This is a genomic window from Microbacterium phyllosphaerae, from assembly GCF_017876435.1.
GTDB lineage: Bacteria > Actinomycetota > Actinomycetes > Actinomycetales > Microbacteriaceae > Microbacterium > Microbacterium phyllosphaerae.
Window position 1 is genome coordinate 1 of sequence record NZ_JAGIOA010000001.1, and the last position, 26,304, is coordinate 26,304.

Below are 26,304 nucleotides of genomic sequence, written 5' to 3' on the forward strand. Positions count from 1 at the left end.
TCCGGCGGTGTCCTACTCTCCCACAGGGTCCCCCCTGCAGTACCATCGGCGCTGTGAGGCTTAGCTTCCGGGTTCGGAATGTAACCGGGCGTTTCCCTCACGCTATGGCCGCCGAAACACTATTGATGTTTCAATCAAACACATAACAAAGTCATTGTCATGCGGTTCTCGACCGTACATCGAGAACCACTCAGTGGACGCGTAGCACCAACAAACGGTGTGTTATCAAGTCATCGGCTTATTAGTACCAGTCAGCTGCATGCATTACTGCACTTCCACATCTGGCCTATCAACCCAGTAGTCTGGCTGGGAGCCTCTCACCCGAAGGTATGGAAATCTCATCTTGAGGCCGGCTTCCCGCTTAGATGCTTTCAGCGGTTATCCATCCCGAACGTAGCTAATCAGCGGTGCTCCTGGCGGAACAACTGACACACCAGAGGTTCGTCCAACCCGGTCCTCTCGTACTAGGGTCAGATCCTCTCAAATTTCCTACGCGCGCAGCGGATAGGGACCGAACTGTCTCACGACGTTCTAAACCCAGCTCGCGTACCGCTTTAATGGGCGAACAGCCCAACCCTTGGGACCTACTCCAGCCCCAGGATGCGACGAGCCGACATCGAGGTGCCAAACCATGCCGTCGATATGGACTCTTGGGCAAGATCAGCCTGTTATCCCCGAGGTACCTTTTATCCGTTGAGCGACAGCGCTTCCACAAGCCACTGCCGGATCACTAGTCCCGACTTTCGTCCCTGCTCGACCTGTCAGTCTCACAGTCAAGCTCCCTTGTGCACTTACACTCGACACCTGATTGCCAACCAGGTTGAGGGAACCTTTGGGCGCCTCCGTTACTTTTTGGGAGGCAACCGCCCCAGTTAAACTACCCACCAGGCACTGTCCCTGAACCGGATTACGGTTCGAAGTTAGATATCCAGAGTGACCAGAGTGGTATTTCAACAATGACTCCACATGAACTGGCGTCCATGCTTCACAGTCTCCCACCTATCCTACACAAGCCACACCGAACACCAATACCAAGCTGTAGTAAAGGTCACGGGGTCTTTCCGTCCTGCTGCGCGTAACGAGCATCTTTACTCGTAATGCAATTTCGCCGAGTTCGCGGTTGAGACAGTTGGGAAGTCGTTACGCCATTCGTGCAGGTCGGAACTTACCCGACAAGGAATTTCGCTACCTTAGGATGGTTATAGTTACCACCGCCGTTTACTGGGGCTTAAATTCTCAGCTTCGCCTTGCGGCTAACCGGTCCTCTTAACCTTCCAGCACCGGGCAGGCGTCAGTCCGTATACATCGTCTTGCGACTTGGCACGGACCTGTGTTTTTAGTAAACAGTCGCTACCCACTAGTCTCTGCGGCCTCCAAACGCTTTCGGAGCAAGTCCTAATACGTCGAAGGCCCCCCTTCTCCCGAAGTTACGGGGGCATTTTGCCGAGTTCCTTAACCACGATTCTCTCGATCTCCTTGGTATTCTCTACCTGACCACCTGAGTCGGTTTGGGGTACGGGCGGCTAGAACCTCGCGTCGATGCTTTTCTTGGCAGCATAGGATCACCCACTTTTTATTCGCATCGTGTCTCAGCCTATGTGAACGGCGGATTTGCCTACCGTTCGGCCTACGCACTTGCACCAGGACAACCATCGCCTGGCTGGGCTACCTTCCTGCGTCACACCTGTTAATACGCTAACCGCACCAGAATGGGGTCGTGCGCTAGGCCCAGAGCGTCACCCCGAAGGGATCAGTCACTGGGATTCAGACACTTAGCACTACTGGATTAGCTTGGGCGGTTCTTCGCCGGTACGGGAATATCAACCCGTTGTCCATCGACTACGCCTGTCGGCCTCGCCTTAGGTCCCGACTTACCCAGGGAAGATTAGCTTGACCCTGGAACCCTTGGTCTTTCGGAGGACGTGTTTCTCACACGTCTTTCGCTACTCATGCCTGCATTCTCACTCGTGTAGCCTCCACGGCTGGTTTACACCGCCGCTTCGCTGGCCACACGACGCTCTCCTACCCATCAACACGGCTGGACCACGAAGGCCTACCAATAATGTCAATGCCACAACTTCGGTGGCGTGCTTGAGCCCCGTTACATTGTCGGCGCGGAATCACTTGACCAGTGAGCTATTACGCACTCTTTCAAGGGTGGCTGCTTCTAAGCCAACCTCCTGGTTGTCAAGGCAACTCCACATCCTTTCCCACTTAGCACGCGCTTTGGGACCTTAGTTGGTGGTCTGGGTTGTTTCCCTCTCGACTATGAAGCTTATCCCCCACAGTCTCACTGCTGCGCTCTCACTTACCGGCATTCGGAGTTTGGCTGACGTCAGTAACCTTGTAGGGCCCATCGGCCATCCAGTAGCTCTACCTCCGGCAAGAAACACGCAACGCTGCACCTAAATGCATTTCGGAGAGAACCAGCTATCACGAAGTTTGATTGGCCTTTCACCCCTATCCACAGCTCATCCCCTCAGTTTTCAACCTAAGTGGGTTCGGTCCTCCACGACGTCTTACCGTCGCTTCAACCTGGCCATGGATAGATCACTTCGCTTCGGGTCTAGGACATGCGACTGAATCGCCCTATTCAGACTCGCTTTCGCTACGGCTACCCCACACGGGTTAACCTCGCCACATATCGCTAACTCGCAGGCTCATTCTTCAAAAGGCACGCTGTCACAGCTACTAAGGCTGCTCCAACGGTTTGTAAGCAAACGGTTTCAGGTACTATTTCACTCCCCTCCCGGGGTACTTTTCACCTTTCCCTCACGGTACTTGTCCGCTATCGGTCATCTGGGAGTATTTAGGCTTATCAGGTGGTCCTGACAGATTCACACGGGATTTCACGGGCCCCGTGCTACTTGGGATACTCTTCGCGCCACGGTTGGCATTTCGACTACGGGGTTGGCACCCTCTATGACCGGCCTTTCAAGACCGTTCGTCTATACCATCGTGTAACGCCGCCACCTCGGCAGAGATGACTGAAAAGTCCCACAACCCCCAACGTGCAACGCCTGCCGGCTATCACACACGCTAGGTTTAGCCTGTTCCGGTTTCGCTCGCCACTACTAACGGAATCGCGGTTGCTTTCTCTTCCTGTGGGTACTGAGATGTTTCACTTCCCCACGTTCCCTCTACCCGCCCTATATATTCAGGCGGGAGTCACTAGGTCGGCACGCCGCCCAGCGGGGTTTCCCCATTCGGACACCCTCGGATCAAAACTTGCTTATCAGTTCCCCGAGGCTTATCGCAGATTGCTACGTCCTTCTTCGGCTCCAGATGCCAAGGCATCCACCGTTTGCTCTTAAAGACTTGAAATCACATGAGTTTGAATCAGAATCGACACCAGGCCCGAAAGCCTGGCATGAAATTGACTAATGATCTTTAAGATCATCTTGTGCAACCGACCGAAGCCGGCTGCAAGATGCTCGCGTCCACTGTGTAGTTCTCAAAGTACGGGCGGTACCCCTTCTCACTTCCCCCACAGGGGAAACAACAAGAGGCCCAGAGGTACAGAAACGAATCCTTGCGGATCCGCATCCGGTCCCTCAGGACCCAACAGCGTGCAGGTGCGACACCCGAAACCCTCCCCGTTCCCACCGCAAGCGGTGTACTAAGAGAAACCTTCATCCTTCGCACCATGTCAAATGTTCCACCCATGAGCTCCCAGCGAAGAACGTATGCCTTCGAACTGGGTTCTGGACTCCGAAGAGTCAGATGCTCCTTAGAAAGGAGGTGATCCAGCCGCACCTTCCGGTACGGCTACCTTGTTACGACTTAGTCCTAATTACCGATCCCACCTTCGACGGCTCCCTCCACAAGGGTTAGGCCACCGGCTTCAGGTGTTACCGACTTTCATGACTTGACGGGCGGTGTGTACAAGACCCGGGAACGTATTCACCGCAGCGTTGCTGATCTGCGATTACTAGCGACTCCGACTTCATGAGGTCGAGTTGCAGACCTCAATCCGAACTGGGACCGGCTTTTTGGGATTCGCTCCACCTCGCGGTATTGCAGCCCTTTGTACCGGCCATTGTAGCATGCGTGAAGCCCAAGACATAAGGGGCATGATGATTTGACGTCATCCCCACCTTCCTCCGAGTTGACCCCGGCAGTATCCCATGAGTTCCCACCATTACGTGCTGGCAACATAGAACGAGGGTTGCGCTCGTTGCGGGACTTAACCCAACATCTCACGACACGAGCTGACGACAACCATGCACCACCTGTTTACGAGTGTCCAAAGAGTTGACCATTTCTGGCCCGTTCTCGTATATGTCAAGCCTTGGTAAGGTTCTTCGCGTTGCATCGAATTAATCCGCATGCTCCGCCGCTTGTGCGGGTCCCCGTCAATTCCTTTGAGTTTTAGCCTTGCGGCCGTACTCCCCAGGCGGGGAACTTAATGCGTTAGCTGCGTCACGGAATCCGTGGAATGGACCCCACAACTAGTTCCCAACGTTTACGGGGTGGACTACCAGGGTATCTAAGCCTGTTTGCTCCCCACCCTTTCGCTCCTCAGCGTCAGTTACGGCCCAGAGATCTGCCTTCGCCATCGGTGTTCCTCCTGATATCTGCGCATTCCACCGCTACACCAGGAATTCCAATCTCCCCTACCGCACTCTAGTCTGCCCGTACCCACTGCAGGCCGGAGGTTGAGCCTCCGGATTTCACAGCAGACGCGACAAACCGCCTACGAGCTCTTTACGCCCAATAATTCCGGATAACGCTTGCGCCCTACGTATTACCGCGGCTGCTGGCACGTAGTTAGCCGGCGCTTTTTCTGCAGGTACCGTCACTTTCGCTTCTTCCCTGCTAAAAGAGGTTTACAACCCGAAGGCCGTCATCCCTCACGCGGCGTTGCTGCATCAGGCTTGCGCCCATTGTGCAATATTCCCCACTGCTGCCTCCCGTAGGAGTCTGGGCCGTGTCTCAGTCCCAGTGTGGCCGGTCACCCTCTCAGGCCGGCTACCCGTCGACGCCTTGGTGAGCCATTACCTCACCAACAAGCTGATAGGCCGCGAGCCCATCCCCAACCAATAAATCTTTCCAGTAACTGACCATGCGGTCGCTACTCGTATCCAGTATTAGACGCCGTTTCCAGCGCTTATCCCAGAGTCAGGGGCAGGTTGCTCACGTGTTACTCACCCGTTCGCCACTGATCCACCCAGCAAGCTGGGCTTCACCGTTCGACTTGCATGTGTTAAGCACGCCGCCAGCGTTCATCCTGAGCCAGGATCAAACTCTCCGTAAAAAAGAAATGCATACGACACCGGGAAAACGGTGACGCAGCGAGTTTGATGCTGACCAAAGAGACAAATTCATTGCTGACTTCATCCGAATGCCAACCCCACAAGGAGGTTGGTCTTTGATCCAAAGGAATTCTCAACTAGCCGAAGCTAGACGAGGATAATTTGGCATTTGACAAGTGCACGCTGTTGAGTTCTCAAGGATCGGATGCTCCCACGACCCAGTCATCACAACCAGGCCCGAAGGGCAACTTCTCTATCTTATCTGTGCTTTTCAGCCTGTCAAATCGACACGCCGTGCGGCTCAGAACCAGATCTGCAGCTCGGGGCTCAAGGCCGCCGAGCCAACTTCACTAGCTTATCCGTTCCGGAGTCGCTGTCAAATCGACCGTTTCTCCGAAGTGGAAGCTCCAGGTCAGACAGAAGTGTGTCTGCGATCTGCTCCGAGGAGCTGATCGAGTGGAGGTGGTTCTCCGCTTGAGGGGGGTAAGGCTCTCGGCCTCTCCGCTTCCCTGTGGGGCGAACAAGTAATAAGTTACGTGGGTTCCGGGGTTCCGGCAAATCCGGGCTGTCCGCCGGGCGTGTCGGCCCGGCGGACAGGGCTCAGGACCCCAGGACCAGCTTCAGCTGCTCGACGGCCCAGTCGAGTTCCGTCGCCCGGATGACGAGCGGCGGAGCGATGCGGATGGTCTGACCGTGGGTGTCCTTCACCAGGACTCCACGATCGAGGAGCTTCTCGGCGATCTCGCGGCCGGTGCCCTTGGCCGGGTCGATGTCGACGCCCGCCCACAGGCCGGCGATGCGCACCTCAGTGACACCATGACCGATCAGAGGTTCGAGGCCGGCGGCCAGATGAGCACCCAGAGCGCGAGCGCGTTCCTGGAACTCCCCCGACTCGAGCATCTCGACCACGCGAAGACCGACGGCCGCCGCCAGTGGATTGCCTCCGAACGTCGACCCGTGCTCACCGGGACGGATCACGCCGAGCACATCGGTGTTCCCCACCACTGCCGAGACGGGAAGGATCCCCCCACCGAGCGCCTTGCCCAGCAGGTACAGGTCGGGCACGACGCCCTCGCGGTCGCAGGCGAACGTCTCACCGACACGGCCGAGACCAGACTGGATCTCGTCGGCGATGAACAGCACGTTCTTCTCGTCGCAGATCTCACGGATGCGACGCAGGTATCCCTCGGGTGGGATCACCACCCCGCCCTCACCCTGGATCGGTTCGATCAGCACGGCGGCGGTGTCTTCGGTGATCGCGGCGGCGACGGCATCCGCATCCCCGTAGGGGACCACGTCGAAACCCGGAGTGTACGGACCGAAGTCGGCCCGCGCCTGCTCGTCGTCACTGAAGCTGACGATCGTGGTGGTGCGCCCGTGGAAGTTGCCGGCGGCGACGATGATGCGCGCCTTGCCCTCGGCGATGCCCTTGACCCGGTACCCCCATGCACGGGCGACCTTGATGCCCGTCTCGACGGCCTCGGCTCCCGTGTTCATCGGCAGCATCATGTCTTTGCCCGACAGTGCAGCGAGCGCCGCGGCGAACGGCTCGAGACGATCGCTCATGAACGCGCGGCTCGTCAGGGTCACCCGGCCGAGCTGCTCGGTGAGCGCGGCCACGAGCGCCGGATGACGGTGCCCGAAGTTCACGGCCGAGTACGCGGCGAGCAGGTCGAGGTAGCGCTTGCCCTCGACATCCGTCACCCACGCACCCTCACCGCGGGCGATGTTGACCGGCAGCGGGTGGTAGTTGTGGGCGACGTGCGGCTCGGCCGTGACCTCGACACCGGGCTCGACGGCGGTCATGCCTCACCGCGCAGTTCGAGGGTGCAGCACTTGATGCCGCCGCCACCGAGCAGCAGCTCGGACAGGTCGACCATGATCGGGTTGTAGCCGCGCTCGCGCAACTGCACCTCGAAGCCCTTCGCCCGCGGCGAGATGATCACGTTGTACCCGTCGCTGGCGGAGTTGAGGCCGAAGACCGAGCCGTCCTCATCGGACACGAGGATCGCGTCGGGGAAACGCTCTTCGAGGATCGCGCGGCTCTGGTCGTCGAACGCACCGGGCAGGTAGGCGATGTTGGCGCGCTCGGGTCCGCCGTGCTCGACGCCCTGCACCGGGTCGAGCACCGCGATGGCGGTGTCGAGGTGGTAGAAGCGCGGATCGACGAGGTTGAGAGAGACGACCTCGCGGCCGAAGACCTCACCGACCTCACGGTGGCTGTCGCCCGTGGAGCGGAAACCCGTGCCTGCGAGGATCACGTCGCCGACGAGCAGGAAGTCGCCCTCGCCCTCGTTGACCTCTTCGGGGATGACGGTGTCGTACCCGGCGCCGCGGAACCAGTCGGCGAACGCGGGTGCCTCACCCTGGCGCTCGACGAACCGGAACTTCGGGACGTACGCGCGGCCGTCGATCAGGAATCCGCCGTTCGCGGTGTAGACCATGTCGGGGTAGCCGGCGAGGGGTTCGATCAGCTCGACCTCGTGGCCGAGCTCGAGGTACAGGTCGTGCAGCTTCTGCCACTGCTCGACGGCCCTGGCCGTGTCGGTCGGCTTGGACGGCTCCATCCACGGGTTGATCGAGTAGTTCACGGTGAAGTGCGACGGCTTGCACATCAGGTAGTGACGGTGGTGTGCAGTGCGCACCGGAGTGGCGGTCTCGGACGTCGACGCAGTGGTTTCGACAGACATGGGGCTCCTCGAACGGATGCGGCGGACGCTGTCCAGGGGCCCGGCGGTCCTTCGACCCGCGCCGCTCGGTGAGAGTCGGCGCCCGGGGAAGATGCGACTCGGGCACGCCAGCATCCATTCTGTCACCCGCCCCTGAACGCCGCCAGAGCGCGAACCGCCCTGCTTCGCTCCTCCCCTTTCGAATCGCTCACTTTGCAGCTTCGGGGCGGCTGATGCTGCAAAGTGCGCGATTCGAACGGGACTGGGGGTCGAACGGGGCTGGGGGCGAACGGGACTCGGGTCATTCACGCGATTCGAGGGCGGCACGCACGACGACCTTGCCGACCGTGTGCCCTGCCTCGAGGTGCGCGAGCGCAGCGGATGCCTGATCGAAGCCGTACTCGTGCTCGATCACAGAGGTGATGCGACCCTCGGCCGTGAGCTCCAGAAGCTTCGCGAGGATTTCGGGGCGGGGCGTCGCCGCGAGCGGGCGGATGCGCCGACTCGACCCGACTGACAGGATGGCCGCCTTCAGCATCCGCGGGATGGGCCCCAGCACGTGCCCGCCGTCTCCCGTCACGAGCACGACCGAACCACCCGGCGCGACCAGTCGCTGCAGCTCCCGCAGGCCGATGCCGCCGGCGATGTCGATCACCGCGTCGAAGTGCCCCGCGGGCAGGGCCGACAGCGGCGAGCGGCGGTGATCGAGCGTGCGCACCGCGCCGAGGTGCTCGACGAGCCGCGCGTTGCGCTCCCCGCACGTCGCCCAGACCTCGGCCCCGCGCAGCGCGGCGAGCTGCACCGCGAACGTTCCGACTCCTCCGGACGCACCGATCACGAGCACCCGAGGCACCGCGTGCGCAGATCGTCGTCGGTCGGCGCGGAGTTCGGAGTGGATGCCGATGCCCGCGCGGTCGAGCGCCTGCCAGGCCGTACCCGCGGACACCGGCAGCGTGGCCGCGGTCACGGAGGACACGTCGGGCGGGATCGGCACGAGTCGCGCGGCCGGGATCACGACGTGCGAGGCGAGGCCGCCGCCGCCGACGAGCTCGCCGACGACGCGCTCTCCGAGTTCGGCGCCGATCGCGTTCTCGCCCACGGCCACGACGGTGCCGGCGACCTCCATGCCCCGCACCGGATACTTGGGTCGCGTCAGGCCGAAGACCGGGCGCACGAGCAGCGGGTCACCGAGCATCAGTCGAACGTCTCCCGCGCTGAGAGCGGTCGCCTCGACCCGCAGCACGACCTCGCCCCGGCGCGGCACCGGCATCGGGACGTGCTCGAGCCGGAACCCGTCGGCCGGGCCGTACGTCTCCCGCACCCAGGCGGGCATCATGTCGGTCATCTCAGGCATCCTTCATCGAAGGTTCCGGGTACTGGAACAGGTCGTCGAGCCCGACGCCGAAGGCGCGGGCGATCTGGAACGCGAGCTCGAGCGACGGGGAGTACTTCTCCTGCTCGATCGCGATGAGCGTCTGCCGGGTCACGCCGATGCTGCGCGCGAGCTCGGCCTGCGTGAGCCCCGCCTCTTCGCGGTGGGCGCGGATGCGGTTGGAGACGAGCGTCGGCTTGACCATCAGACGAGCCCCCGCCGGTAGGCGACGACGCGCGCGACGCTGCCGACGACGGCCGACACGGCGAAGCCCGCGAACATCGTGTTGGCGATCCAGAAGACATCGGCCCCGACGGCGCACAGGGCGATCACGCCGAGCCCGGCGATCACGACGAAGGCCTGCTCGACGCGGGCGCCCATGCGGCTGATGTCGCGGTCGCGGACGTCGGACCTGCCGACACCGTCGGGATCCTTCGCGCCGGCGATGATCCCCCAGACGATGCTGATCACGATCGTGGCCACGATGCCGGCACCGATCGTCCACAGCATCGGCGGGAGCCAGTCGACCTCGGCCACCGCCCTGCCGGCAGCCTGCTGCAGCACGATGATGACGTACGCCGAGATCACGACGGCGCTGACGATCAGACCCGACCAGGCGTTGCGCTCCTCGTAGACCATGATGCCCTCCGATGTAAAAGATTCTTGACACGAGAGTACGCCCGTGGCATCCGCCGTGTCAAGAATTCTTTACACGCTCGGTGGTGGCGGGGTCGCGTCGGCAGCGGTGGCCAAAAAAGCATCCGAATCGCGCGATTGCGATGCGCTTTTGACCACGCACCCGAGCTCACGTGCGCTTTTGACCACGCACTGGGAGATGGGTGTGGGAAGGGCAGCGGCGGGATGCCGGATGCGGCGGGATGCCGGATGCTGGATGCCGGATGCCGGATGCCGGATGCCGGATGCCGGATGCCGGATGCGGCGGGATGCTGGCGGATGCCGGGACGGGACGGAAGGCGGGCCGAGGCGGCGTCAGATGGCCGAGGCGCTCCAGTCGTCGGGATTGCCGTAGCGATGCGCGGTGATCGCGATGGCCTGCTCGTGCACGAAGGGCAGCAGTTCGATGCGTCCGGCCGAGGTGACCTCGCCGTCGTACACCGCGAGGTCGGGGTCGCCGTCGACTGCCACGGCCAGCGCGCGATGCAGCGCCGCGACCGCGTCGCGCGATCCCACGAGCCGCACCCGATTCGGCCGGGGCTCGGCGCCGAGCGATGCGAGCGCATCTCCGGAACCGGCCTCTCGCCGCCGCATCCGGTCGATCCACTCCTCGTCGCTCTCCATGAACACGACCGCCCCGAGGGCTCCGAGCGCGCGACGCACCTCAGGCGGCAGCCCGACAGGGGTCGACAGCACGAACGCGGAACCGGCGCGGACCGCGGCGACCACGACGCGCAGCAGCTCCTGCCACCCGGCATCCGCGGTCGCCCTGATCGCGACCGGCACGGGGCGGTAGCGGAAGAGGTTGCGCTCGATGCCGAGGCGCGAGACGTCGCGCACCTGGCCGAACTCGCGGTCCCAGGCGAGGGCATCCGACAGCGCCGAGCGACGCAGCCATTCGAACGCCTCGTAGTCGAGGGACGGCTGGGCCGACTCGATCAGCTCGGTGATGCGCGAGTCCAGGCCCCGCAGGTGCAGCGTGCTCGACACGGGGCCCGATCCGCTCGAGCGCCAGGTTCCGAGTCCGACGAGGTAGTTGGGGCCGCCGGCCTTGGTGCCCGGTCCGACCGATGAGCGCTTCCAGCCGCCGAACGGCTGACGCTGCACGATCGCGCCCGTGATGCCGCGGTTCACATAGAGGTTGCCCGCCTGCACCCGGTCGAGCCACAGCGAGAGCTCGGCGGGATCCTGCGTGTGCAGCCCCGCGGTCAGCCCGTAGGCCACGGCGTTCTGCATCTCGATCGCCCGCTCGAGGGTCGGCGCATGCATGATGCCGAGCACCGGCCCGAAGAACTCCTCGGTGTGGAAGCGCGACCCCGGCTGCACACCGACGCGGATGCCGGGGCGCCACAGCCGTCCGCTCTCGTCGTCGACCGAGACCGCGGGTTCGATGAGCCACTGCTCCTCGCCCTCGAGCTCGGTGAGCGCCCAGGCGAGCTTGCCCTGCGGCCTCTCGATCACGGGCCCGACCTCGGCGCGCGGATCGGTGGGCCAGCCGACATGCAGCGACCGCGTGGCATCCGCCAGCTGCCGGGCGAACCGCTTGGAGCGACCGACCGGCCCGACGAGGATCGCCAAGGACGCGGCCGAGCACTTCTGCCCCGCGTGCCCGAAGGCACTGCGCACCAGGTCCGAGACCGCGAGATCGAGGTCGGCCGAGGGCGTGATGATCATCGCGTTCTTGCCGCTGGTCTCGGCGAGCAGCGGCAGGTCGGGCCGCCACGAGCGGAACAGCGCGGCGGTCTCCCAGGAGCCGGTGAGGATGACACGGTCGACCGACTCGTGCGCGATCAGCGTGCGGCCGAGGTCGCCCTCCTCGATGTCGACGAGCGCGAGCACATCGCGAGGCACGCCCACCTCCCAGAGCGTCTCGGCGATCACGGCCGCACAGCGTCGGGACTGCGGGGCGGGCTTGAACACGACACCGGATCCTGCGGCGAGCGCGGCGAGCACTCCGCCGGCGGGGATCGCGAGGGGGAAGTTCCACGGAGGGGTGACGACGGTCACGCGCGCAGGTTCGAAGGCGGCGCCGGCGACGGCATCCAGCTCTCGCGCCTTTGCGGCGTAGTAGCGGGCGAAGTCGACGGCTTCGCTGACCTCGATGTCGGCCTCGGCGAAGACCTTGCCCGTCTCGGCGGCGGCGACCTCGATGAGCTCCCCGCGCCGGGCCTCGAGCGCGGCAGCGGCGCGGAGCAGGACGTCGGCACGTTCCGCGGCGGGACGGGCTCCCCAGTGGGCTCCGGCATCCCGCACCCCGGCGATCGTGCTCTCGAGCACGGCGTCGTCGTCGATGCGGGCGGCCTCGATGGTCGCCGCACCCAGAGTCGAGTCGGCGATCCGCGCGTGGATCTCGCGCGCCCACTCGCGGTTGACCGGAAGCGACGGGTCGCTGTCTGCGGTGTTCTCGAACCCGGGGGCACCCCCCGTGCCCTCGTCGAGCTCGCGTGGGGCGTAGACAGCAGTCTCGAGGAACGGCTCGCCCGAGTCATCCGACCCCCTCGAGATGCCGAGGACGGCCTTGGTCAAGCCCTCTTCCGGCGCCACGGCCGCGGGTGCCGGGCGCACCGACTCGTGCACCGGGGCGAGCCGATCCTGGGTGCGCAGCGCCCCCACCTGCAGGGTCGGCGAGGTCGAGCGGTCGAGCGCGTCGAGGAACCTGTCCTGCTCGCGCACGAAGAGCGACTCGTCATCGCCGAGCCGGAACGCGGCGGAGAGGAAGTTGTCGTTCGAGGCGTTCTCCTCGAGCCGGCGCACGAGATAGCTGATCGCCACGTCGAACTCGTCGGGCTTCACGACCGGCACGTAGAGCAGCACCTCGCCGACCTCGCGCGAGACGGCCTGCACCTGCCCTTGGGCCATGCCGAGCAGCATCTCGAACTCGATCGGCGGCTGCCCGGCCGCCGTGCCGTCAGCCGCGAGACCACGCAGGCCCCGCTCCCCCGCGAGCAGCCACGCGTACGCGATGCCGAACAGGTTGTGCCCGGCGATGCCCAGGTGAACCGCGTCGATGTTCTCGGCGCGCAGCGCCCAGTCGAGGCAGCGCAGGTAGTTCGCATCGGTGTCGAGCTTGGTGTCGTAGGTCGCCTGCTCCCACCCGTGCATCTGCGACTCGACCCGCTCCATGGCGAGGTTGGCGCCCTTGACGAGCCGCACCTTGATCGGCGCGCCACCCCGGTCGACGCGGTCGCGCGCCCACGCGGTGAGCTGCTGCAGGGCGGGCAGGGCGTCGGGCAGATAGGCCTGCAGCACGATGCCCGCTTCGATGCCCTCCAGGCGCGGGTCCTCGAGGACGCGGGTGAACACCGCGATCGTCAGGTCGAGGTCGCGATACTCCTCCATGTCGAGGTTGATGAACGTGCGGTCGGACGCGGCCGTCAGATACAGCGGCAGCAGGCGCTCGACCACCGCGTCGACGACCTCGTCGAACGCCCACATCGAGATGTGGCTGATGATCGCCGACACCTTCACCGAGACGTAATCGACGTCGGGGCGACGGATCAGATCGTGGATGCCGTCGAGCCGCCGCTGCGCCTCGGCTTCGCCGAGCACCGCCTCACCGAGCAGGTTGAGGTTCAGACGCGCACCGGACTCACGGATCCTCTCGATCGCCGGACCCAGCTTGGCCGGACGGGCGTCGACGACCAGGTGGCCGACCATGTCGCGCAGAACCCTGCGCGCGATGGGCACCACGGGGCTGGGCAGGATCTGTGCGACGCCGCCACCGAGCCGCACGGCGGAACGCAGGTACCAGGGCAGGAAGTCGGGCACGATCGGCGCGATGCGGTGCAGCTGCGATGCCGCGGCCCCCAGGCTCTCTGGGCGCATGACCCCATCGACGAACCCCAGCGTGAACGGCAGCCCGTTGGCATCCTGCAGCACTCCGGCGAGGCGCTCCGCCGCAGGGTCGACGTCGGCGGCCGCAGCCTCGACCACCCAGCGGCGAGCGAGTTCCACCGCACGGTCCGCGAGAGAGGCGGATTCGGGATCCGTGGAGGGCGTCGGGTCGGCCATGACCTCAGCCTAAGACTGCGGTGAGCGCGCGGCCCTGAGCGACGGGCACTCAGTCGCCTCGGGCGCATCGGCAGCTCCGGTCGCACTTCGTGCCGTCGCATCGGGCGCATCGGCGGCTCCCGTCGCACTTCGTGCCGTCGAACGCGCGAGCGGACGGCACGAAGTGCGACCGGAGCCGGGCCTCCGCCGAGCCACACGGCACGAAGTGCGACCGCAACCGAACCCACGCGAGCCACACGGCACGAAGTGCGACCGCGACGCGGGCGAGCGACTCAGCGCGCGGCGATCATCTCGTCGTAGCCCTCGCGGAAGGTCGGATACTCGAGCGCACCCAGGAACTCCCGCAGCAGATGCCCGTCCAGAACCGTGCCGCCGCCGACCTCGGGGTCGAGGTGCGGAGGCGGTTCGACGCCGAGCCTCCTCGCGAGGTGCGAGACCACGTCGCCGAGCAGCACGGGCTCGGTGTCGACGGCATGGATCAGCGGGGGCGCCGAGTCCGCGCGCAGCATCGCCTCGAGCAGACGCACGAGGTCGGTCTCATGGATGCGGTTGGTGCGGCGCGAGTGATCGACGGCCGCCCCCTCGGTGACCCGACGGATCAGGAAGTCGCGGCCAGGCCCGTAGATGCCGGCCGGTCGCACGATCCGAGCGCCGAACAGCTCCATCGCCAGCTGCTCACCCTCGAGCAGGTCGCCGCCTCGCTCGCTCGACACCCGGGGCGCGTCGCGCTCGGTCAACGGCGTCTCGCCGGGGCGGCCTTCGAACACCCTGGTCGACGACACGAACACGACGCGCGACGGCATCGCCGGGAGAGCATCCGCGAGTCCGCGCAGCGCCGGCGGATAGATCGAGTCGCCCTCGGTGCTCGGCGGCAGCGTGATGACGACGGAGTCGTACGCCGGCAGCTCCCGGTCGAGCGGATGCCTCAGATCGGCCTCGATCGTCGGGAAGGGCAGGTCGCTCGCATGGCGCCGCATGGCCGTGACCTCCGCGCCCTGCGCGATCAGGCGCTCACCCAGGCGCGCGCCGAGCTTGCCGCATCCGACCAGCAGCACCGACCCAGGTGCGCGAGTCTCGAGTCCCCACGGATCGGTCATCTCAGTTCCACACACTCGGTGCCGAGCTGCGCACGGGAGGCAGCGCGGATGCCGCGGCCCAGTCGTGCACCCACGAATCGATCTCGGGCACGCCCTCGGGCTTGCCGACCGCGGCGAACAGCTCTTCGTTGCTGACCGTGCCTCCGGTGCGACGCAGCATACGCGAGCGCACGATCGCCCGTGCGTAGATCTCGCCGCCGACGACGGCTCGGTGCTCGAGGAACACGGCCTTGTCGTCGTGCCCGATGAAGCGGGACTGCACCTCGAACCGCTGCCACAGCTGCAGGGACTTGCGGAAGGTCACGGTCTCGCTCGACACGACGGCGTACCAGCCTCGCTCGGTCATCGCGTCGAACAGCCCCGTGCGGATCAGCAGATCCCAGCGGCCGAGGTCGAACAGCGACAGGTAGCGACCGTTGTTCATGTGGCGCAGGATGTCGATGTCCGTGGGGAGGGTCGTCAGTCTGATGCTGCTGACGGAGGCGGCATCGAGGGTCTTGCCCCGACGCACGCGACGACGGGCCGAGAGGATCACGAGGAGAGTGCGCCAGATCACGTTCACGAGGATCGATCGTAGCCATCGATGAACGGATCACGAACATCGTTGTGCGAACCCTCCAGCACTGCACCGGGGGTTTGTGAGGGCATCCGCTCGATTTCCCGTTCGCGGAGGCCGCGCGTAGAGTCACGATATGAGCGCCGAAGCCCAGCCTGAAGTCATCGTCCGTCCGGTCCGTGATGTGGATGCGGAAGCCCTGGGTCGCGTGCACGCGCAGTGCTGGCACGAGACCTACGACCACCTGATCAGCAAGGCCGCGCTCGAGAAGGTCTCGCCCCGGCGCATGGCCGAGCTGTGGACGCACTGGGCCTCTCAGGGCCCCGAGTTCACGATGCGCGCAGCGCTCGTCGACGGCGAGATCGTCGGCTTCGTCGGCTCCGGCCCCGCCCGCGACAAGGATGCTCCCGCGTTCCGCGAGCTCTACTTCATCTACCTGCTCGACGCGTATCACTCGACCGGCATCGGCCAGAAGCTGTTCGACGCCGCGGTCGAGAAGGACGAGTCGCTCTACCTCTGGGTCGCGGAGGACAACCCTCGCGCCCACCGCTTCTACACGCGCAACGGCTTCACGCTCGACGGAGCCAGCCACACGGAGCCCTTCCTCGGCGAGACGCTCACCGAGGTGCGCTTCGTCCGCTGAGCCTCGGCGCGGTGAACCTCGTGTTCACCAGTCCGCATGAAACGGCCCCCTGCCATCGGCAGGGGGCCGTTCCTCTGCGTCGAGGTGCAGTCGGTGCTGAGCCGTGAACCGGTCAGCGCCCCGAGACGCTGCCGAAGAGCTTGGCGATCGGTGCGATCACGAGCGGGCGCGCGGCCACCCAGCCGATCGCGATGACCACGAGGGACGCCACGAAGACCCAGAACCCTGTCCAGCCGACGGCATCCGACGACGCGTACATGTGGTTGAGGTTGCGCAGGAACCCGGTGAGGAACACCAGGGTGACGTGCCCGATGATGAACACCACGAAGTAGATCATGACCGGGAAATGCAGCGCGCGGGCCCACTCGATCGGGTACGCCTTCGAGAGACGCTCGGCCTTCTTCGGCCACATCCCCGACATCCTGATGCCGGTCGCCGCAGCGAGCGGTGCCGCGATGAACACGGTGACGAAGTAGGCGAGCTGCTGCAGGCTGTTGTAGTTGACCCACCCGTGCTCGGTCGGCCAGTCGAACGAGATGTACTGCAGCGCGGCCGACAGCGCGTTGGGGATGACCTCCCAGCTCGTCGGCACGATGCGCGCCCAGTGCCCCGTGACGAACAGCAGCACCACGAAGATCACGCCGTTGACCAGCCACAGGATGTCGAGCGCCTGGTGGAACCAGATCGTCAGGCTGACTTTGCCCTTGGGGTCGCCCCGCGGGGTCCAGAAGGCCGTGGGGCGCTTCTCGTTGCGGATGCGGAGTCCCGACCGGATGATCAGCACCATCAGGAACACGTTGAAGAAGTGCGCCCAGTTGGTCCACGGTGCGAAGCCGGGCTCGACGGCGACGGCCGGCTCGTATTCACCGGGGAACGCGGCGAGGAAGTCCTGCATGAACGGGAAGCTCAGCAGGGCGCGCACGAACGCCACCGCGGCGGCGGCGAGGATGCCGAGGGCCGCGGCGCCGACCAGACCCGCGATCGCCTGGGTCCAGGTGGGACGAGGGCGACCGGACGCCGGAGCGACGGCCGGGATGCGCCGAGGAGCGCTGCCGTTCCACACGGTGCGCGGCGCCGACAGCGGGATGCTGGTGTCGCGGAGCGCGAGGGGTGCGGATGCCGGGGCCGCGGCCGCGGAGGGCGCCGATGCCGCGACGTCGGCGACCGGGGTGGCGACGGCAGGGGCGGGGGCGGCAGGGTTCGCGACGACTGGGGACGGCGCGGCGGTGTCTGCGACCGCGGCCGGCGCGCCGTCGGCGGCGACCAGGGGAACGGTGCCGGCCGGCGGCCACGAGTCCCCGCCGACCACCCGCGGCAGGCCGCGGCGTACGGAACCGGTCTGTGCGGCGACCGGGGCGGCGGTCGACTCGACCGCGGAGATCGCAGAGGTGGCGGACGATGCGACCGCGGGCACATCGATCGACGACGCCGATGACGCGTGCTCGACCGCGAGCGCTGCTTCCGCCGGACCGCTCGACGAGGACCGAGGTGCGTTCTGCACACCCGACGCCACAGCGGCAGCACCGGCCGCAGCGGCAGCACCGGTCGCAACGCCGCCGGGGGGCCAGGGTTCGCCGCCGCGCACACGCGGCAGTCCCCGGCGGAGCGATGCGCCAGTCGCGGCGGACGTCTCGTCTCGTCGCTGCACCCCACTCTCGACGACCGGAGACGCAGCAACCGGAGACGCAGCAACCGGAGAAGCGGCAACCGGAGAAGCAGAGACCGGAGACGAGGAGTGCGTTTCGTCTCGTCGCTCCGCTCCTCGCTCGACGAGCGGGGAGTCAGAGACCGGGGAGGCACCCTCTCGCTCGACGATCGGCGAAGGAACGGCGCTCTCGTCGGTCGGCTCGTCGACCATGACCCCGGGAGGCCAGGGCTCCCCGCCGCGCACACGCGGCAGTCCGCGCCTCAGCATCCGCGTCGCCATGACTACTTCTTCCGCGCCTCGAGAGCCGCGATCACCTGCGGCACCACCGTGAACAGGTCGCCGACGATGCCGAAGTCGGCGACGTCGAAGATCGGCGCCTCGCCGTCCTTGTTGATCGCGACGATGTTCTTCGCCGTCTGCATGCCGGCACGGTGCTGGATCGCGCCCGAGATGCCGAGAGCGATGTACAGCTGCGGCGACACCGAGACACCGGTCTGGCCGACCTGATGCGACTGCGGGATGTAGCCGGCGTCGACAGCGGCGCGCGACGCGCCGACGGCGGCACCGAGGGCATCCGCCAGTTCCTCGACGAGCACGAACTTCTCCTTCGAGGCGAGACCACGCCCGCCCGAGACCACCCGGGTCGCGCCGCGCAGCTCCGGCCTCGACGACGTCGCCTCGACCGCCTCGACCGCGCCGACGGTCGCACCCGGAGCACCGGATGCCGCGACGCTCAGCGCCTCGACGGTCGGCGAGGCCACGGCCTCCGCCCTCGCGTCGACCGCACCCTGACGCACCGTGATGACCGCGGCGCCGTAGGTGGGCGCCGAATCGACGAGGTACGCGCCGCCGTAGACCGAGTGGTGCGCGATGACGCCCTCGTCGTCGCGGGAGACGCCGACGGCGTCGACCGAGAGGGCGAGCTTCGCGCGCACGGCGAAACGACCGGCGACATCGCGGCCGGAGATCGAGTTCGAGATCAGCACGGCGTCCGGCTTCACCTGCGTGAATGCCGCCTGCAGCGCGTCGACGATCGGCACCGTGAGCGTCGCCTGGTCGGCGTCGGCCGTGAGCACGACGGATGCTCCGGCTTCAGCGGCCTTCGATGCGGCATCCGCGGATCCGCCGACGATCAGCGCGATGGGCGATCCGATCGTCGACGCGGCGCCGATGAGGGCGGCCGTGCTGCTGGCCGGGTTGCCCGCCGGGTCGAGGTCGATCAGGACGAGGATCGGGTTCTCGGGGTAGGTCATGTCACACCAGCCTGTTCTGCACGAGGTACTCCACCAGCTTCTCGGCGGCATCGCCCTCATCGACGATCTTCACGCCCGCCGCGCGCGGCGGCTTCTCGGCCACCGCGGTCATGATGGTGCGAGGAGCCGCGGCAGGGTCGGCGGAGACGCCGAGGTCGTCGAGGGTGAGCACCTCGAGCGGCTTCTTCTTGGCCGCCATGATGCCCTTGAAGTTCGGGAAACGCGCATCCGGCAGCGCCTCCGTGATCGAGATGACGGCGGGAAGGGATGCCGAGATCGGCTGCGCCCCGGCATCCGCCCCTCGGGTTCCCGTGATGCCCTCGGGCGTGATCTCGACGCTCGTGAGTGCGGTCGCCTGAGCCCAGCCGAGGTGCTCGGCGAGCATCGCCGCCATGACGCCGCCTGAGCCGTCGGTCGACAGGTTGCCGGTGATCACGAGGTCGGGCTCGGCGCGGCGGATCGCCGCGGCCAGCGTCTCGGCGGTGAGTCCGAGATCGGCTCCGGCGAGCTTCTCGTCGGCGATGTGCACGGCGGAGCCGGCTCCGATCGCGAGTGCCCGTCGCACCGACGCCGTCGAGCCGCCCGGGGCCATCGCGAGCGCCACCACCTCGGTGCCCTCGTTCTTGTCGGCATGGCTCAGCGCGACCTCGAGGGCCCGCTCGGTGATCTCATCGAGGACCACGTCACCGGCGCCGCGGTCGGCGAGCCCGGTCTCGAGGTCCAGCTTGCGATCGCCATAGGTGTCCGGCACCTCTTTGACCAGGACGAAGATCTTCATCGATTGCTCCTCACGACTGCGTCGATTCTAGCGCGTTGATACTGAGTCCCATCCGAGCAGCGACTGAGAACCATGCGGCTCGAGCGCCGCCTCCCCGCGCCTCGAAGCGGATGCCCTACCGTAGAACCGTGGTCCGACCCCGCCCCCTGCCTGTGGATCCGCTCGCCGAGGCGAAGCGGCAGTGGCTCGCGCACGGGTGGACGGATGCCGCCGACGGCATGACCGTGGTCACCTCCGTCATGCGGGCCCAGCAGCTGCTGCTCGCACGGGTGGATGCCGCGCTGAAGCCCTTCGCACTCAGCTTCGCCCGATACGAGATGCTGCGACTGCTGGCATTCAGCCGATCCGGGCGCCTGCCCCTGTCGAGTGTCGTCGCCCGACTGCAGGTCCATGCGACGACCGTCACGAGCACCGCCGAGCGACTGGTGCGTGACGGTCTGATCGTGCGGGAACCGCATCCGCACGACGGGCGCGCAGCCCTGCTCGCACTCACCGAAGCCGGTCGCGACCTCGTCGACCGCGCCACCGTGGCTCTGAACGACGACGTCTTCGCCGACCCGGGCATCAGCAAGGCCGACGCCGCCGAGCTCGTCGCGATCGTGGCGCGCATGCGCAAGGCCGCCGGCGACTTCAGCGACCCCAGGCCGCAGCCGGACGCGCTCTGACATGGTCGAGTTCGTGCTCGAGCGAGTGATCTCCGCCGCGCCCGAGAACGTCTTCGCCGTCGCCCTCGACCCCGGCCTGCACCTGCGATCGATGGCGCGATATGGCGAGACGATGGTCGAGGCCCCGGCCGGTGGCACGTTCACCGAGGGAACGACCGTCACATGGCGTGCGCGGCACTTCGGCATCCCGTTCCGACTGCGGTCGGTCGTGTACGACATCGACCCGCCCCACGGTTTCCGCGACCGGCAGATCTCGGGTCCCTTCGGCTCGTTCTGGCACGAGCACGTCTTCGAGGAGCATCCGCGGGGCACGCTGATGCGCGACACGATCAGGTTCCGCTCGCCGTTCGGCCCGATCGGACGGCTCGTCGATCGCCTCGTGCTGGGCGAGTACATGCGGCGGCTGATCGAGGAGCGCAACGACCATGTGCAATCCGAGGCCGAGGAGCGCGGGCGTACACTGCCCGCATGAGCGAACTGCGCCTGCACGCCACCCTCGAAGGCCGCGGCCCTGCGGCCGCCATCATCCTCACCGACGAGCAGGTCGCCTCGTTCGATGCCGGCAAGGCATTCCCGGTGGCTGTGACGATCGACGGACGCACCGCCCGGCTGCGCCTCGCCCGCATGGGCGGACAGAACATGATCGGCTTCAGCAAGGCCGTGCGCGCCGAGCTCGGCGTCGAGATCGACCAGGAGGTCGACGCGGTCATCCGGGTGGACTCGGCCGAACGCGAGGTCGAGGTCCCGCCCGCGCTCTCGGCCGCCCTCGACGCGGACCCCGCGCTGCGCGCCGCCTTCGACGCCCTGTCGTACTCGGCGCGCAAGGAGCACGCCCGCACGGTCGCCGAGGCCAAGCAGGTTGCGACCCGCGACCGCCGCGTCGAGAAGATCGTCGAGGCGCTGCGCGGCTGAGCCCCGAGGAGCCGCGTCGTGCGGCTCAGCGGTTTCGGAAGTCGGGCGCACGCTTCTCCCGGAAGGCCGACATGCCTTCCTTCTGATCGTCCGTGTCGAAGAGCGCGGCGAACGCCTTCTTCTCATGCGCCAGACCGTCGGCGAGCGTCGTCTCCATCGCCGCATCGAGGGCGGCCTTGGCGGCGAACACCGACGGCAGCGACTTCGAGGCGATCGTCTCGGCGAGCGTCGACGCCTCGGCGAGAAGGTCGGCTGCCGGCACGACGCGGGACACGAGGCCGGAGCGCTCCGCCTCCTCGGCACCCATGAAGCGACCAGACAGCACGAGCTCGGCCGCCTTGTAGTAGCCGACCGCACGGATCAGGCGCTGCGTGCCTCCCATCCCCGGGATCACGCCGAGGTTGATCTCGGGCTGCCCGAACTTCGCGGTGTCTGCGGCGAGGATGATGTCGCACATCATCGCGAGCTCGCATCCTCCCCCGAGCGCGAAGCCCGAGACGGCGGCGATCACGGGCGTGCGCACCGCCGCGAACTCGTGCCACACCCCGAAGTGGTCGGTCTCGAGCATCTCGGCGGCCGACATGCCCTCCATCTCCTTGATGTCGGCGCCGGCGGCGAAGGCCTTCTCGGAGCCGGTGACGACGATCGCTCCGACGCCGTCGTCGAGATCGAACGCCACGGCCGCAGCGGTGACCTCTTCGGCGAGCCGACTGTTCAGGGCGTTCAACGCCTGCGGTCGGTTCAGGGTGATCCACCCGACGCGTCCGCGCTGCTCGACCAGGATCGTCTCGTACTCGGTCATCGTGAAGCCCTCTCCGTCGTGGTCATCTCAGTATGTCGCGGGGTGTCCGGAATCCGCCCCGCCCGTCCTGCGGACGCCGGCACGTTCTGCGGACGGATTCGCGAGATGCGCCCGCAGATCGGGACAACATCCGCAGATCGGGACGGGATGCCGCGCGCGAGTCACACAGACCCGTCGCGGATGTCGGTGATGATGCCCGAGAAGTCGCGGCTCGCGCCCTCGCCCGCGGCGAACGCGGCGTACAGCTGCTGCGCGAGGCGCCCCATCCTGGCGTCGGTCGACGTCTGATCGATCGCCTGCAGCGCGAGGCCGAGGTCCTTGGCCATGAGCGCTCCCGCGAAGCCCGGCTGGTAGTCACGGTTCGCCGGACTCGTCGGAACCGGCCCCGGCACGGGGCAGTTCGTCGTGATCGACCAGCACTGACCGGATGCCTGCGACACGACGTCGAACAGCGCCTGATGCTCGAGTCCGAGCCGCTCTCCGAGCACGAACGCCTCGGCGACGGCGATCTGCGAGACGGCCAGCACCATGTTGTTGCAGACCTTCGCCGCCTGGCCGAGTCCGGGGCCGCCGCAATGCACGATGCGCTTTCCCATGACCTCGAGCACGGGCAGGGCTGCGGCGAAATCGTCGTCGGAGCCGCCGACCATGAAAGCGAGAGTGCCGTTCTCGGCGCCGACGACGCCGCCCGAGACCGGGGCATCGACATTGCGATGACCGGCGGCGAGAGCGAGCGCGTGGGCGGCTCGCGCCTCGTCGACCGCGATCGTCGAGGACTCGATGAACAGGGTGTCGGGGCGAGCCGCCGCGAGCAGCTCGGTGCGGTACGCGTCGATCACGTGCCTGCCCGCGGGGAACATCGTGATGACGACGTCGGCGTCGGCGACCGCATCCGCTCCGCTCGCCGCGATCGGGATGCCGGCGGCCTGCGCCGCCTCGATCGCCGCCGGCACCAGGTCGAAGCCGTGCACCTCGTTCCCGGCTGCCACCAGGTTCTTCGCCATCGGCAGGCCCATGTGGCCGAGACCGAGGAAGGCGATCCGACTCTTCTGCGCCTCGGTCATGATGCGCTCCGCATGGAGGCCGACCCTGCGGGTCGCAGCATCTCGCGGCCGACGATGAGGCGCATGATCTCGTTCGTGCCCTCGAGGATCTGATGCACCCGCAGATCGCGGACGACCCTCTCGATGCCGTAGTCCTGCAGGTATCCGTATCCGCCGTGCAGCTGCAGCGCACGGTTCGCGACGTCGAAGCCCGCATCGGTCGCGAAGCGCTTGGCCATGGCGCAGCGCATCGTCGCATCCGGTGCCTGCTCGTCGACAGCCAGCGCGCCGTCGCGGACCATGAGACGCGCGGCCTGCAGATCGGTGCGCATGTCGGCGATCGCGAAGAGGATCGACTGCTTCTCGGCCAGCGGCTCGCCGAAGGCCACCCGCTCGTGCACGTACTGCACCGCACGGTCGAGCGCCCACTGGGCACCGCCCAGCGAGCAGGCGGCGATGTTGAGGCGACCGCCGTTGAGCGCCGACATCGCGATCGCGAAGCCGCGGCCCTCGTCGCCGAGCATTCCGGATGCAGGGATGCGGACGCCGTCGAGGATGACCTGACGAGTGGGCTGCGCGTGCCAGCCCATCTTCTTCTCGGGGGCGCCGAAGCTGAGCCCCTCGGCGTCACCCGGAACGAGGAACGCACTGATGCCCCGTGCGCCCGGCTCGCCGGTGCGCGCCATGACCACGTAGACCGCGGCCTCTCCTGCGCCCGAGATGAACTGCTTCACACCGGTGAGCAGGTAGTCGTCTCCATCGCGCACCGCGCTCGTGGCGACGTTCGCGGCATCCGATCCGACTCCCGGCTCGGTGAGGCAGTAGCCGCCGAACTCGTCCATCGCGGTGAGCTTCGGCAGCCACTCGCCGCGCTGCGCGTCGTCGCCGTAGGTGTCGATCATCCAGACCACCATGTTGTGGATCGAGATGTAGGCGGCGACCGCAGGGTCGCCCTTGGCGAGCTCTTCGAAGATCGCGACCGTGTCGGAGCGGCTGAGTCCCGTGCCGCCGAAGTCCTCGCGCACGTATATGCCGCCGAGTCCGAGCTCGCCGGCCTTGCCCAGCGACTCGCGGGGGAAGATGTGCTTCTCGTCGCGCTCGGCGGCGAAGGGGGCGAGCTCGGTGTCGGCGAACTCCCGGACGGCATCGAGGATGGCCTCGCGCTCTTCGGCGGTGGTGGTGACGGTGGTCATGGTCATCGTGAGTCCTTGTGGGAGGTGACGCGGGATCAGTGCATGGTGGGGATCACGAAGCTGGCGCCCTCGCGGATCCCCGCAGATGGCCAGCGGCTCGTGACCGTCTTGGTCTTCGTGTAGAAGCGGAACGCGTCTGCACCGTGCTGGTTGAGGTCGCCGAAGCCGCTGCGCTTCCAGCCGCCGAACGTGTAATACGCGATCGGCACGGGGATAGGCACGTTCACTCCGACCATGCCGACCTCGACCCGGGCGGCGAAGTTGCGGGCAGCGTCGCCGTCGCGCGTGAAGATCGCGACGCCGTTGCCGTACTCGTGCTCCGACGCCATGCGCAGCGCCTCTTCGTAGTCGGCGGCGCGTGCGATGACGAGCACCGGGCCGAAGATCTCCTCACGGTAGATCGCCATGTCAGTCGTGACGTGATCGAACAGCGTCGGTCCGAGGTAGAAGCCCTGCTCGTGCCCCGGCACCGAGAAGCCTCGTCCGTCGGCGAGGAGCATCGCCCCTTCGTCGACACCCTGCTGGATGTACCCCTCGACGCGCTCGACCGCTGCGCGCGTGACAAGCGGCCCGTAGTCGACGTCGGCCGCGAGCGAGGGGCCGATCCGCAGCTGCGCCACGCGCTCGGTGAGCTTTGCGGCGAGAGCATCCGCCGTCTGCTGTCCCACCGGCACCGCGACCGAGATCGCCATGCACCGTTCGCCCGCCGAGCCGTACCCCGAACCGATCAGTGCGTCGACGGCCTGATCGAGGTCGGCATCCGGCATCACGATCATGTGGTTCTTCGCGCCGCCGAAGCACTGCGCGCGCTTGCCGTGCGCGGCAGCCGTCGAGTAGATGTACTCGGCGATCGGCGTCGAGCCGACGAATCCGACGGCACGGATGCGGTCGTCGGTCAGCAGCGCGTCGACGGCCTCCTTGTCTCCGTGGACGACGTTCAGGACGCCGGCGGGGAGCCCCGCCTCGAGGAACAGCTCGGCGATGCGCACCGGCACCGAGGGGTCGCGCTCGCTGGGCTTGAGCACGACCGCGTTGCCCGCGGCCAGCGCGGGGCCGGCCTTCCAGAGCGGGATCATGGCGGGGAAGTTGAACGGAGTGATGGCCGCGACGACACCGAGCGGCTGACGCATCGAGTACACGTCGATGCCTGCTCCGGCGCCCGTGGAGTACTCGCCCTTCAACAGATGCGGGGCTCCGGCTGAGAACTCGATGACCTCGAGGCCGCGCTGGATGTCGCCCTTCGCGTCGTCGACCGTCTTGCCGTGCTCGCTCGCGAGGAGTTCGGCGAGGGACTGCATCTCGCGCTGCACCAGACCGAGGAACCGCAGCAGCACCCGAGCGCGCTTCTGCGGATTGGTGGCCGCCCACTCGACCTGCGCGGCCTCGGCATTCGCGATCACGTCGGCGACCTCGTCGGCGGATGCCAGCGGCACCCGCGCCTGCACGGAGCCGGTGCTCGGATCGAACACGTCGGCGAAGCGGCCACCCTCGGGGTTGAGGTGCGATCCGCCTACGAAATGGGGAATGGTACGAGTCATTGTGCGATGTCCCTTCGCGCCGTCGTTGGCACTATGAGAATGGTACTTCGGCATCCTGAGATTTACTAGGGCGTCCTTGTATCTCCGCTTTCGGGTCGCTTACTTTGCAGTTTCCGGGGTTCGACTTCTGCAAAGTGCGCGATTCGAACATGTTCCGGCGAGAAAAGTCCTTGCCGGATCCGAAGATCCGGTTG

19 protein-coding genes and 3 rRNA genes are annotated in these 26,304 nt (G+C 66.5%); 4 read left to right on the forward strand and 18 right to left on the reverse strand.

Going from position 1 to position 26,304, the window contains the following annotated elements:
* From rrf to JOF42_RS00055, 11 genes are all read right to left on the reverse strand, one after another.
* A 5S ribosomal RNA gene (gene rrf, locus JOF42_RS00005) occupies positions 1-116 on the reverse strand; the annotation flags it as partial.
* Between the two features lie 105 nt (positions 117-221).
* Positions 222-3,324 (reverse strand): 23S ribosomal RNA (locus JOF42_RS00010).
* 410 nt (positions 3,325-3,734) lie between these two features.
* A 16S ribosomal RNA gene (locus JOF42_RS00015) occupies positions 3,735-5,257 on the reverse strand.
* A gap of 598 nt (positions 5,258-5,855) precedes the next feature.
* A complete protein-coding gene (gene rocD / locus JOF42_RS00020) occupies positions 5,856-7,061 on the reverse strand; it encodes an ornithine--oxo-acid transaminase (RefSeq protein ID WP_210095966.1) in 1,206 nt (401 codons plus the stop codon).
* Positions 7,058-7,945, reverse strand: a complete 888-nt coding sequence (ddaH, locus tag JOF42_RS00025; RefSeq protein WP_210095967.1) for a dimethylargininase — start codon at positions 7,943-7,945, stop codon at positions 7,058-7,060. The genes rocD and ddaH overlap by 4 nt, the downstream gene beginning before the upstream one ends.
* A 280-nt stretch (positions 7,946-8,225) precedes the next feature.
* Positions 8,226-9,269, reverse strand: coding sequence for an NAD(P)-dependent alcohol dehydrogenase (locus tag JOF42_RS00030; RefSeq protein ID WP_210095968.1), 1,044 nt, complete (start codon positions 9,267-9,269; stop codon positions 8,226-8,228).
* A 1-nt stretch (position 9,270) separates the two neighbouring features.
* Entirely contained in the window at positions 9,271-9,501 is a 231-nt protein-coding gene (locus JOF42_RS00035) for a helix-turn-helix transcriptional regulator (protein WP_210095969.1), read from the reverse strand.
* Complete coding sequence (locus JOF42_RS00040) at positions 9,501-9,935, reverse strand: hypothetical protein (protein ID WP_210095970.1); 435 nt, start codon at positions 9,933-9,935, stop codon at positions 9,501-9,503. Before JOF42_RS00040 ends, JOF42_RS00035 begins: the two co-directional genes overlap by 1 nt.
* A 351-nt stretch (positions 9,936-10,286) precedes the next feature.
* Positions 10,287-13,982, reverse strand: coding sequence for a proline dehydrogenase family protein (locus JOF42_RS00045; RefSeq protein WP_210095971.1), 3,696 nt, complete (start codon positions 13,980-13,982; stop codon positions 10,287-10,289).
* 272 nt (positions 13,983-14,254) lie between these two features.
* Positions 14,255-15,079 (reverse strand): Rossmann-fold NAD(P)-binding domain-containing protein, encoded by an 825-nt coding sequence (locus JOF42_RS00050; RefSeq protein WP_210095972.1) that lies wholly within the window; start codon positions 15,077-15,079, stop codon positions 14,255-14,257.
* Position 15,080: 1 nt separating this feature from the next.
* Positions 15,081-15,641, reverse strand: a complete 561-nt coding sequence (locus JOF42_RS00055) for an acyl-CoA thioesterase (RefSeq protein ID WP_210095973.1) — start codon at positions 15,639-15,641, stop codon at positions 15,081-15,083.
* A gap of 130 nt (positions 15,642-15,771) precedes the next feature.
* Here JOF42_RS00055 and JOF42_RS00060 point away from each other — a divergent pair, with 130 nt between their 5' ends.
* A complete protein-coding gene (locus tag JOF42_RS00060; protein ID WP_210095974.1) occupies positions 15,772-16,278 on the forward strand; it encodes a GNAT family N-acetyltransferase in 507 nt (168 codons plus the stop codon).
* Positions 16,279-16,390: 112 nt separating this feature from the next.
* Here JOF42_RS00060 and JOF42_RS00065 read toward each other — a convergent pair whose 3' ends face one another.
* The 3 genes from JOF42_RS00065 to JOF42_RS00075 form a co-directional block, all read right to left on the reverse strand.
* A complete protein-coding gene (locus tag JOF42_RS00065; protein ID WP_307803487.1) occupies positions 16,391-17,779 on the reverse strand; it encodes a cytochrome b/b6 domain-containing protein in 1,389 nt (462 codons plus the stop codon).
* Between the two features lie 428 nt (positions 17,780-18,207).
* Positions 18,208-19,179, reverse strand: coding sequence for an electron transfer flavoprotein subunit alpha/FixB family protein (locus tag JOF42_RS00070; protein WP_210095976.1), 972 nt, complete (start codon positions 19,177-19,179; stop codon positions 18,208-18,210).
* Between the two features lies 1 nt (position 19,180).
* Complete coding sequence (locus JOF42_RS00075; protein ID WP_210095977.1) at positions 19,181-19,957, reverse strand: electron transfer flavoprotein subunit beta/FixA family protein; 777 nt, start codon at positions 19,955-19,957, stop codon at positions 19,181-19,183.
* Between the two features lie 128 nt (positions 19,958-20,085).
* On the opposite strand from JOF42_RS00075, the gene JOF42_RS00080 reads away from it, so the two are divergent.
* Genes JOF42_RS00080 through JOF42_RS00090 form a run of 3 tightly spaced genes read left to right on the forward strand, consistent with a single transcriptional unit; the run spans position 20,086 to position 21,534 of the window.
* Complete coding sequence (locus tag JOF42_RS00080; RefSeq protein ID WP_210095978.1) at positions 20,086-20,622, forward strand: MarR family winged helix-turn-helix transcriptional regulator; 537 nt, start codon at positions 20,086-20,088, stop codon at positions 20,620-20,622.
* A 1-nt stretch (position 20,623) separates the two neighbouring features.
* The gene (locus JOF42_RS00085; RefSeq protein ID WP_210095979.1) at positions 20,624-21,094 is read left to right on the forward strand and encodes an SRPBCC family protein; all 471 of its coding nucleotides are present in this window, start codon (positions 20,624-20,626) and stop codon (positions 21,092-21,094) included.
* On the forward strand, positions 21,091-21,534 hold the full coding sequence (locus JOF42_RS00090; protein WP_210095980.1) for a YdeI/OmpD-associated family protein: 444 nt from the start codon (positions 21,091-21,093) through the stop codon (positions 21,532-21,534). The genes JOF42_RS00085 and JOF42_RS00090 overlap by 4 nt, the downstream gene beginning before the upstream one ends.
* A gap of 25 nt (positions 21,535-21,559) precedes the next feature.
* Here the strand turns inward: JOF42_RS00090 and JOF42_RS00095 are convergent, their stop codons facing one another.
* The 4 genes from JOF42_RS00095 to JOF42_RS00110 all read right to left on the reverse strand — a co-directional run bounded on the left by JOF42_RS00095 (position 21,560) and on the right by JOF42_RS00110 (position 26,110).
* Positions 21,560-22,336: an enoyl-CoA hydratase gene (locus JOF42_RS00095; protein WP_210095981.1), complete on the reverse strand. Its 777-nt coding sequence runs from the start codon at positions 22,334-22,336 to the stop codon at positions 21,560-21,562.
* 161 nt (positions 22,337-22,497) lie between these two features.
* Positions 22,498-23,400 carry a 3-hydroxyisobutyrate dehydrogenase gene (gene mmsB / locus JOF42_RS00100; RefSeq protein WP_210095982.1) on the reverse strand — a complete coding sequence of 301 codons (903 nt, stop codon included), beginning with the start codon at positions 23,398-23,400 and terminating at the stop codon, positions 22,498-22,500.
* Positions 23,397-24,578, reverse strand: coding sequence for an acyl-CoA dehydrogenase family protein (locus tag JOF42_RS00105; protein WP_210095983.1), 1,182 nt, complete (start codon positions 24,576-24,578; stop codon positions 23,397-23,399). Before JOF42_RS00105 ends, mmsB begins: the two co-directional genes overlap by 4 nt.
* Before the next feature lie 29 nt (positions 24,579-24,607).
* Positions 24,608-26,110 carry a CoA-acylating methylmalonate-semialdehyde dehydrogenase gene (locus tag JOF42_RS00110; protein WP_210095984.1) on the reverse strand — a complete coding sequence of 501 codons (1,503 nt, stop codon included), beginning with the start codon at positions 26,108-26,110 and terminating at the stop codon, positions 24,608-24,610.
* Positions 26,111-26,304: the final 194 nt, after the last annotated feature.

Bases quoted from the DNA above. Each gene is read 5' to 3' on its own strand.
- rocD (WP_210095966.1), bottom strand. From the start codon at position 7,061: ATGACCGCCGTCGAGCCCGGTGTCGAGGTCACGGCCGAGCCGCACGTC.
- ddaH (WP_210095967.1), bottom strand. From the start codon at position 7,945: ATGTCTGTCGAAACCACTGCGTCGACGTCCGAGACCGCCACTCCGGTG.
- JOF42_RS00030 (WP_210095968.1), bottom strand. From the start codon at position 9,269: ATGACCGACATGATGCCCGCCTGGGTGCGGGAGACGTACGGCCCGGCC.
- JOF42_RS00035 (WP_210095969.1), bottom strand. From the start codon at position 9,501: ATGGTCAAGCCGACGCTCGTCTCCAACCGCATCCGCGCCCACCGCGAA.
- JOF42_RS00040 (WP_210095970.1), bottom strand. From the start codon at position 9,935: ATGGTCTACGAGGAGCGCAACGCCTGGTCGGGTCTGATCGTCAGCGCC.
- JOF42_RS00045 (WP_210095971.1), bottom strand. From the start codon at position 13,982: ATGGCCGACCCGACGCCCTCCACGGATCCCGAATCCGCCTCTCTCGCG.
- JOF42_RS00050 (WP_210095972.1), bottom strand. From the start codon at position 15,079: ATGACCGATCCGTGGGGACTCGAGACTCGCGCACCTGGGTCGGTGCTG.
- JOF42_RS00060 (WP_210095974.1), top strand. From the start codon at position 15,772: ATGAGCGCCGAAGCCCAGCCTGAAGTCATCGTCCGTCCGGTCCGTGAT.
- JOF42_RS00070 (WP_210095976.1), bottom strand. From the start codon at position 19,179: ATGACCTACCCCGAGAACCCGATCCTCGTCCTGATCGACCTCGACCCG.
- JOF42_RS00075 (WP_210095977.1), bottom strand. From the start codon at position 19,957: ATGAAGATCTTCGTCCTGGTCAAAGAGGTGCCGGACACCTATGGCGAT.
- JOF42_RS00085 (WP_210095979.1), top strand. From the start codon at position 20,624: ATGGTCGAGTTCGTGCTCGAGCGAGTGATCTCCGCCGCGCCCGAGAAC.
- JOF42_RS00090 (WP_210095980.1), top strand. From the start codon at position 21,091: ATGAGCGAACTGCGCCTGCACGCCACCCTCGAAGGCCGCGGCCCTGCG.
- JOF42_RS00095 (WP_210095981.1), bottom strand. From the start codon at position 22,336: ATGACCGAGTACGAGACGATCCTGGTCGAGCAGCGCGGACGCGTCGGG.
- mmsB (WP_210095982.1), bottom strand. From the start codon at position 23,400: ATGACCGAGGCGCAGAAGAGTCGGATCGCCTTCCTCGGTCTCGGCCAC.
- JOF42_RS00105 (WP_210095983.1), bottom strand. From the start codon at position 24,578: ATGACCATGACCACCGTCACCACCACCGCCGAAGAGCGCGAGGCCATC.
- JOF42_RS00110 (WP_210095984.1), bottom strand. From the start codon at position 26,110: ATGACTCGTACCATTCCCCATTTCGTAGGCGGATCGCACCTCAACCCC.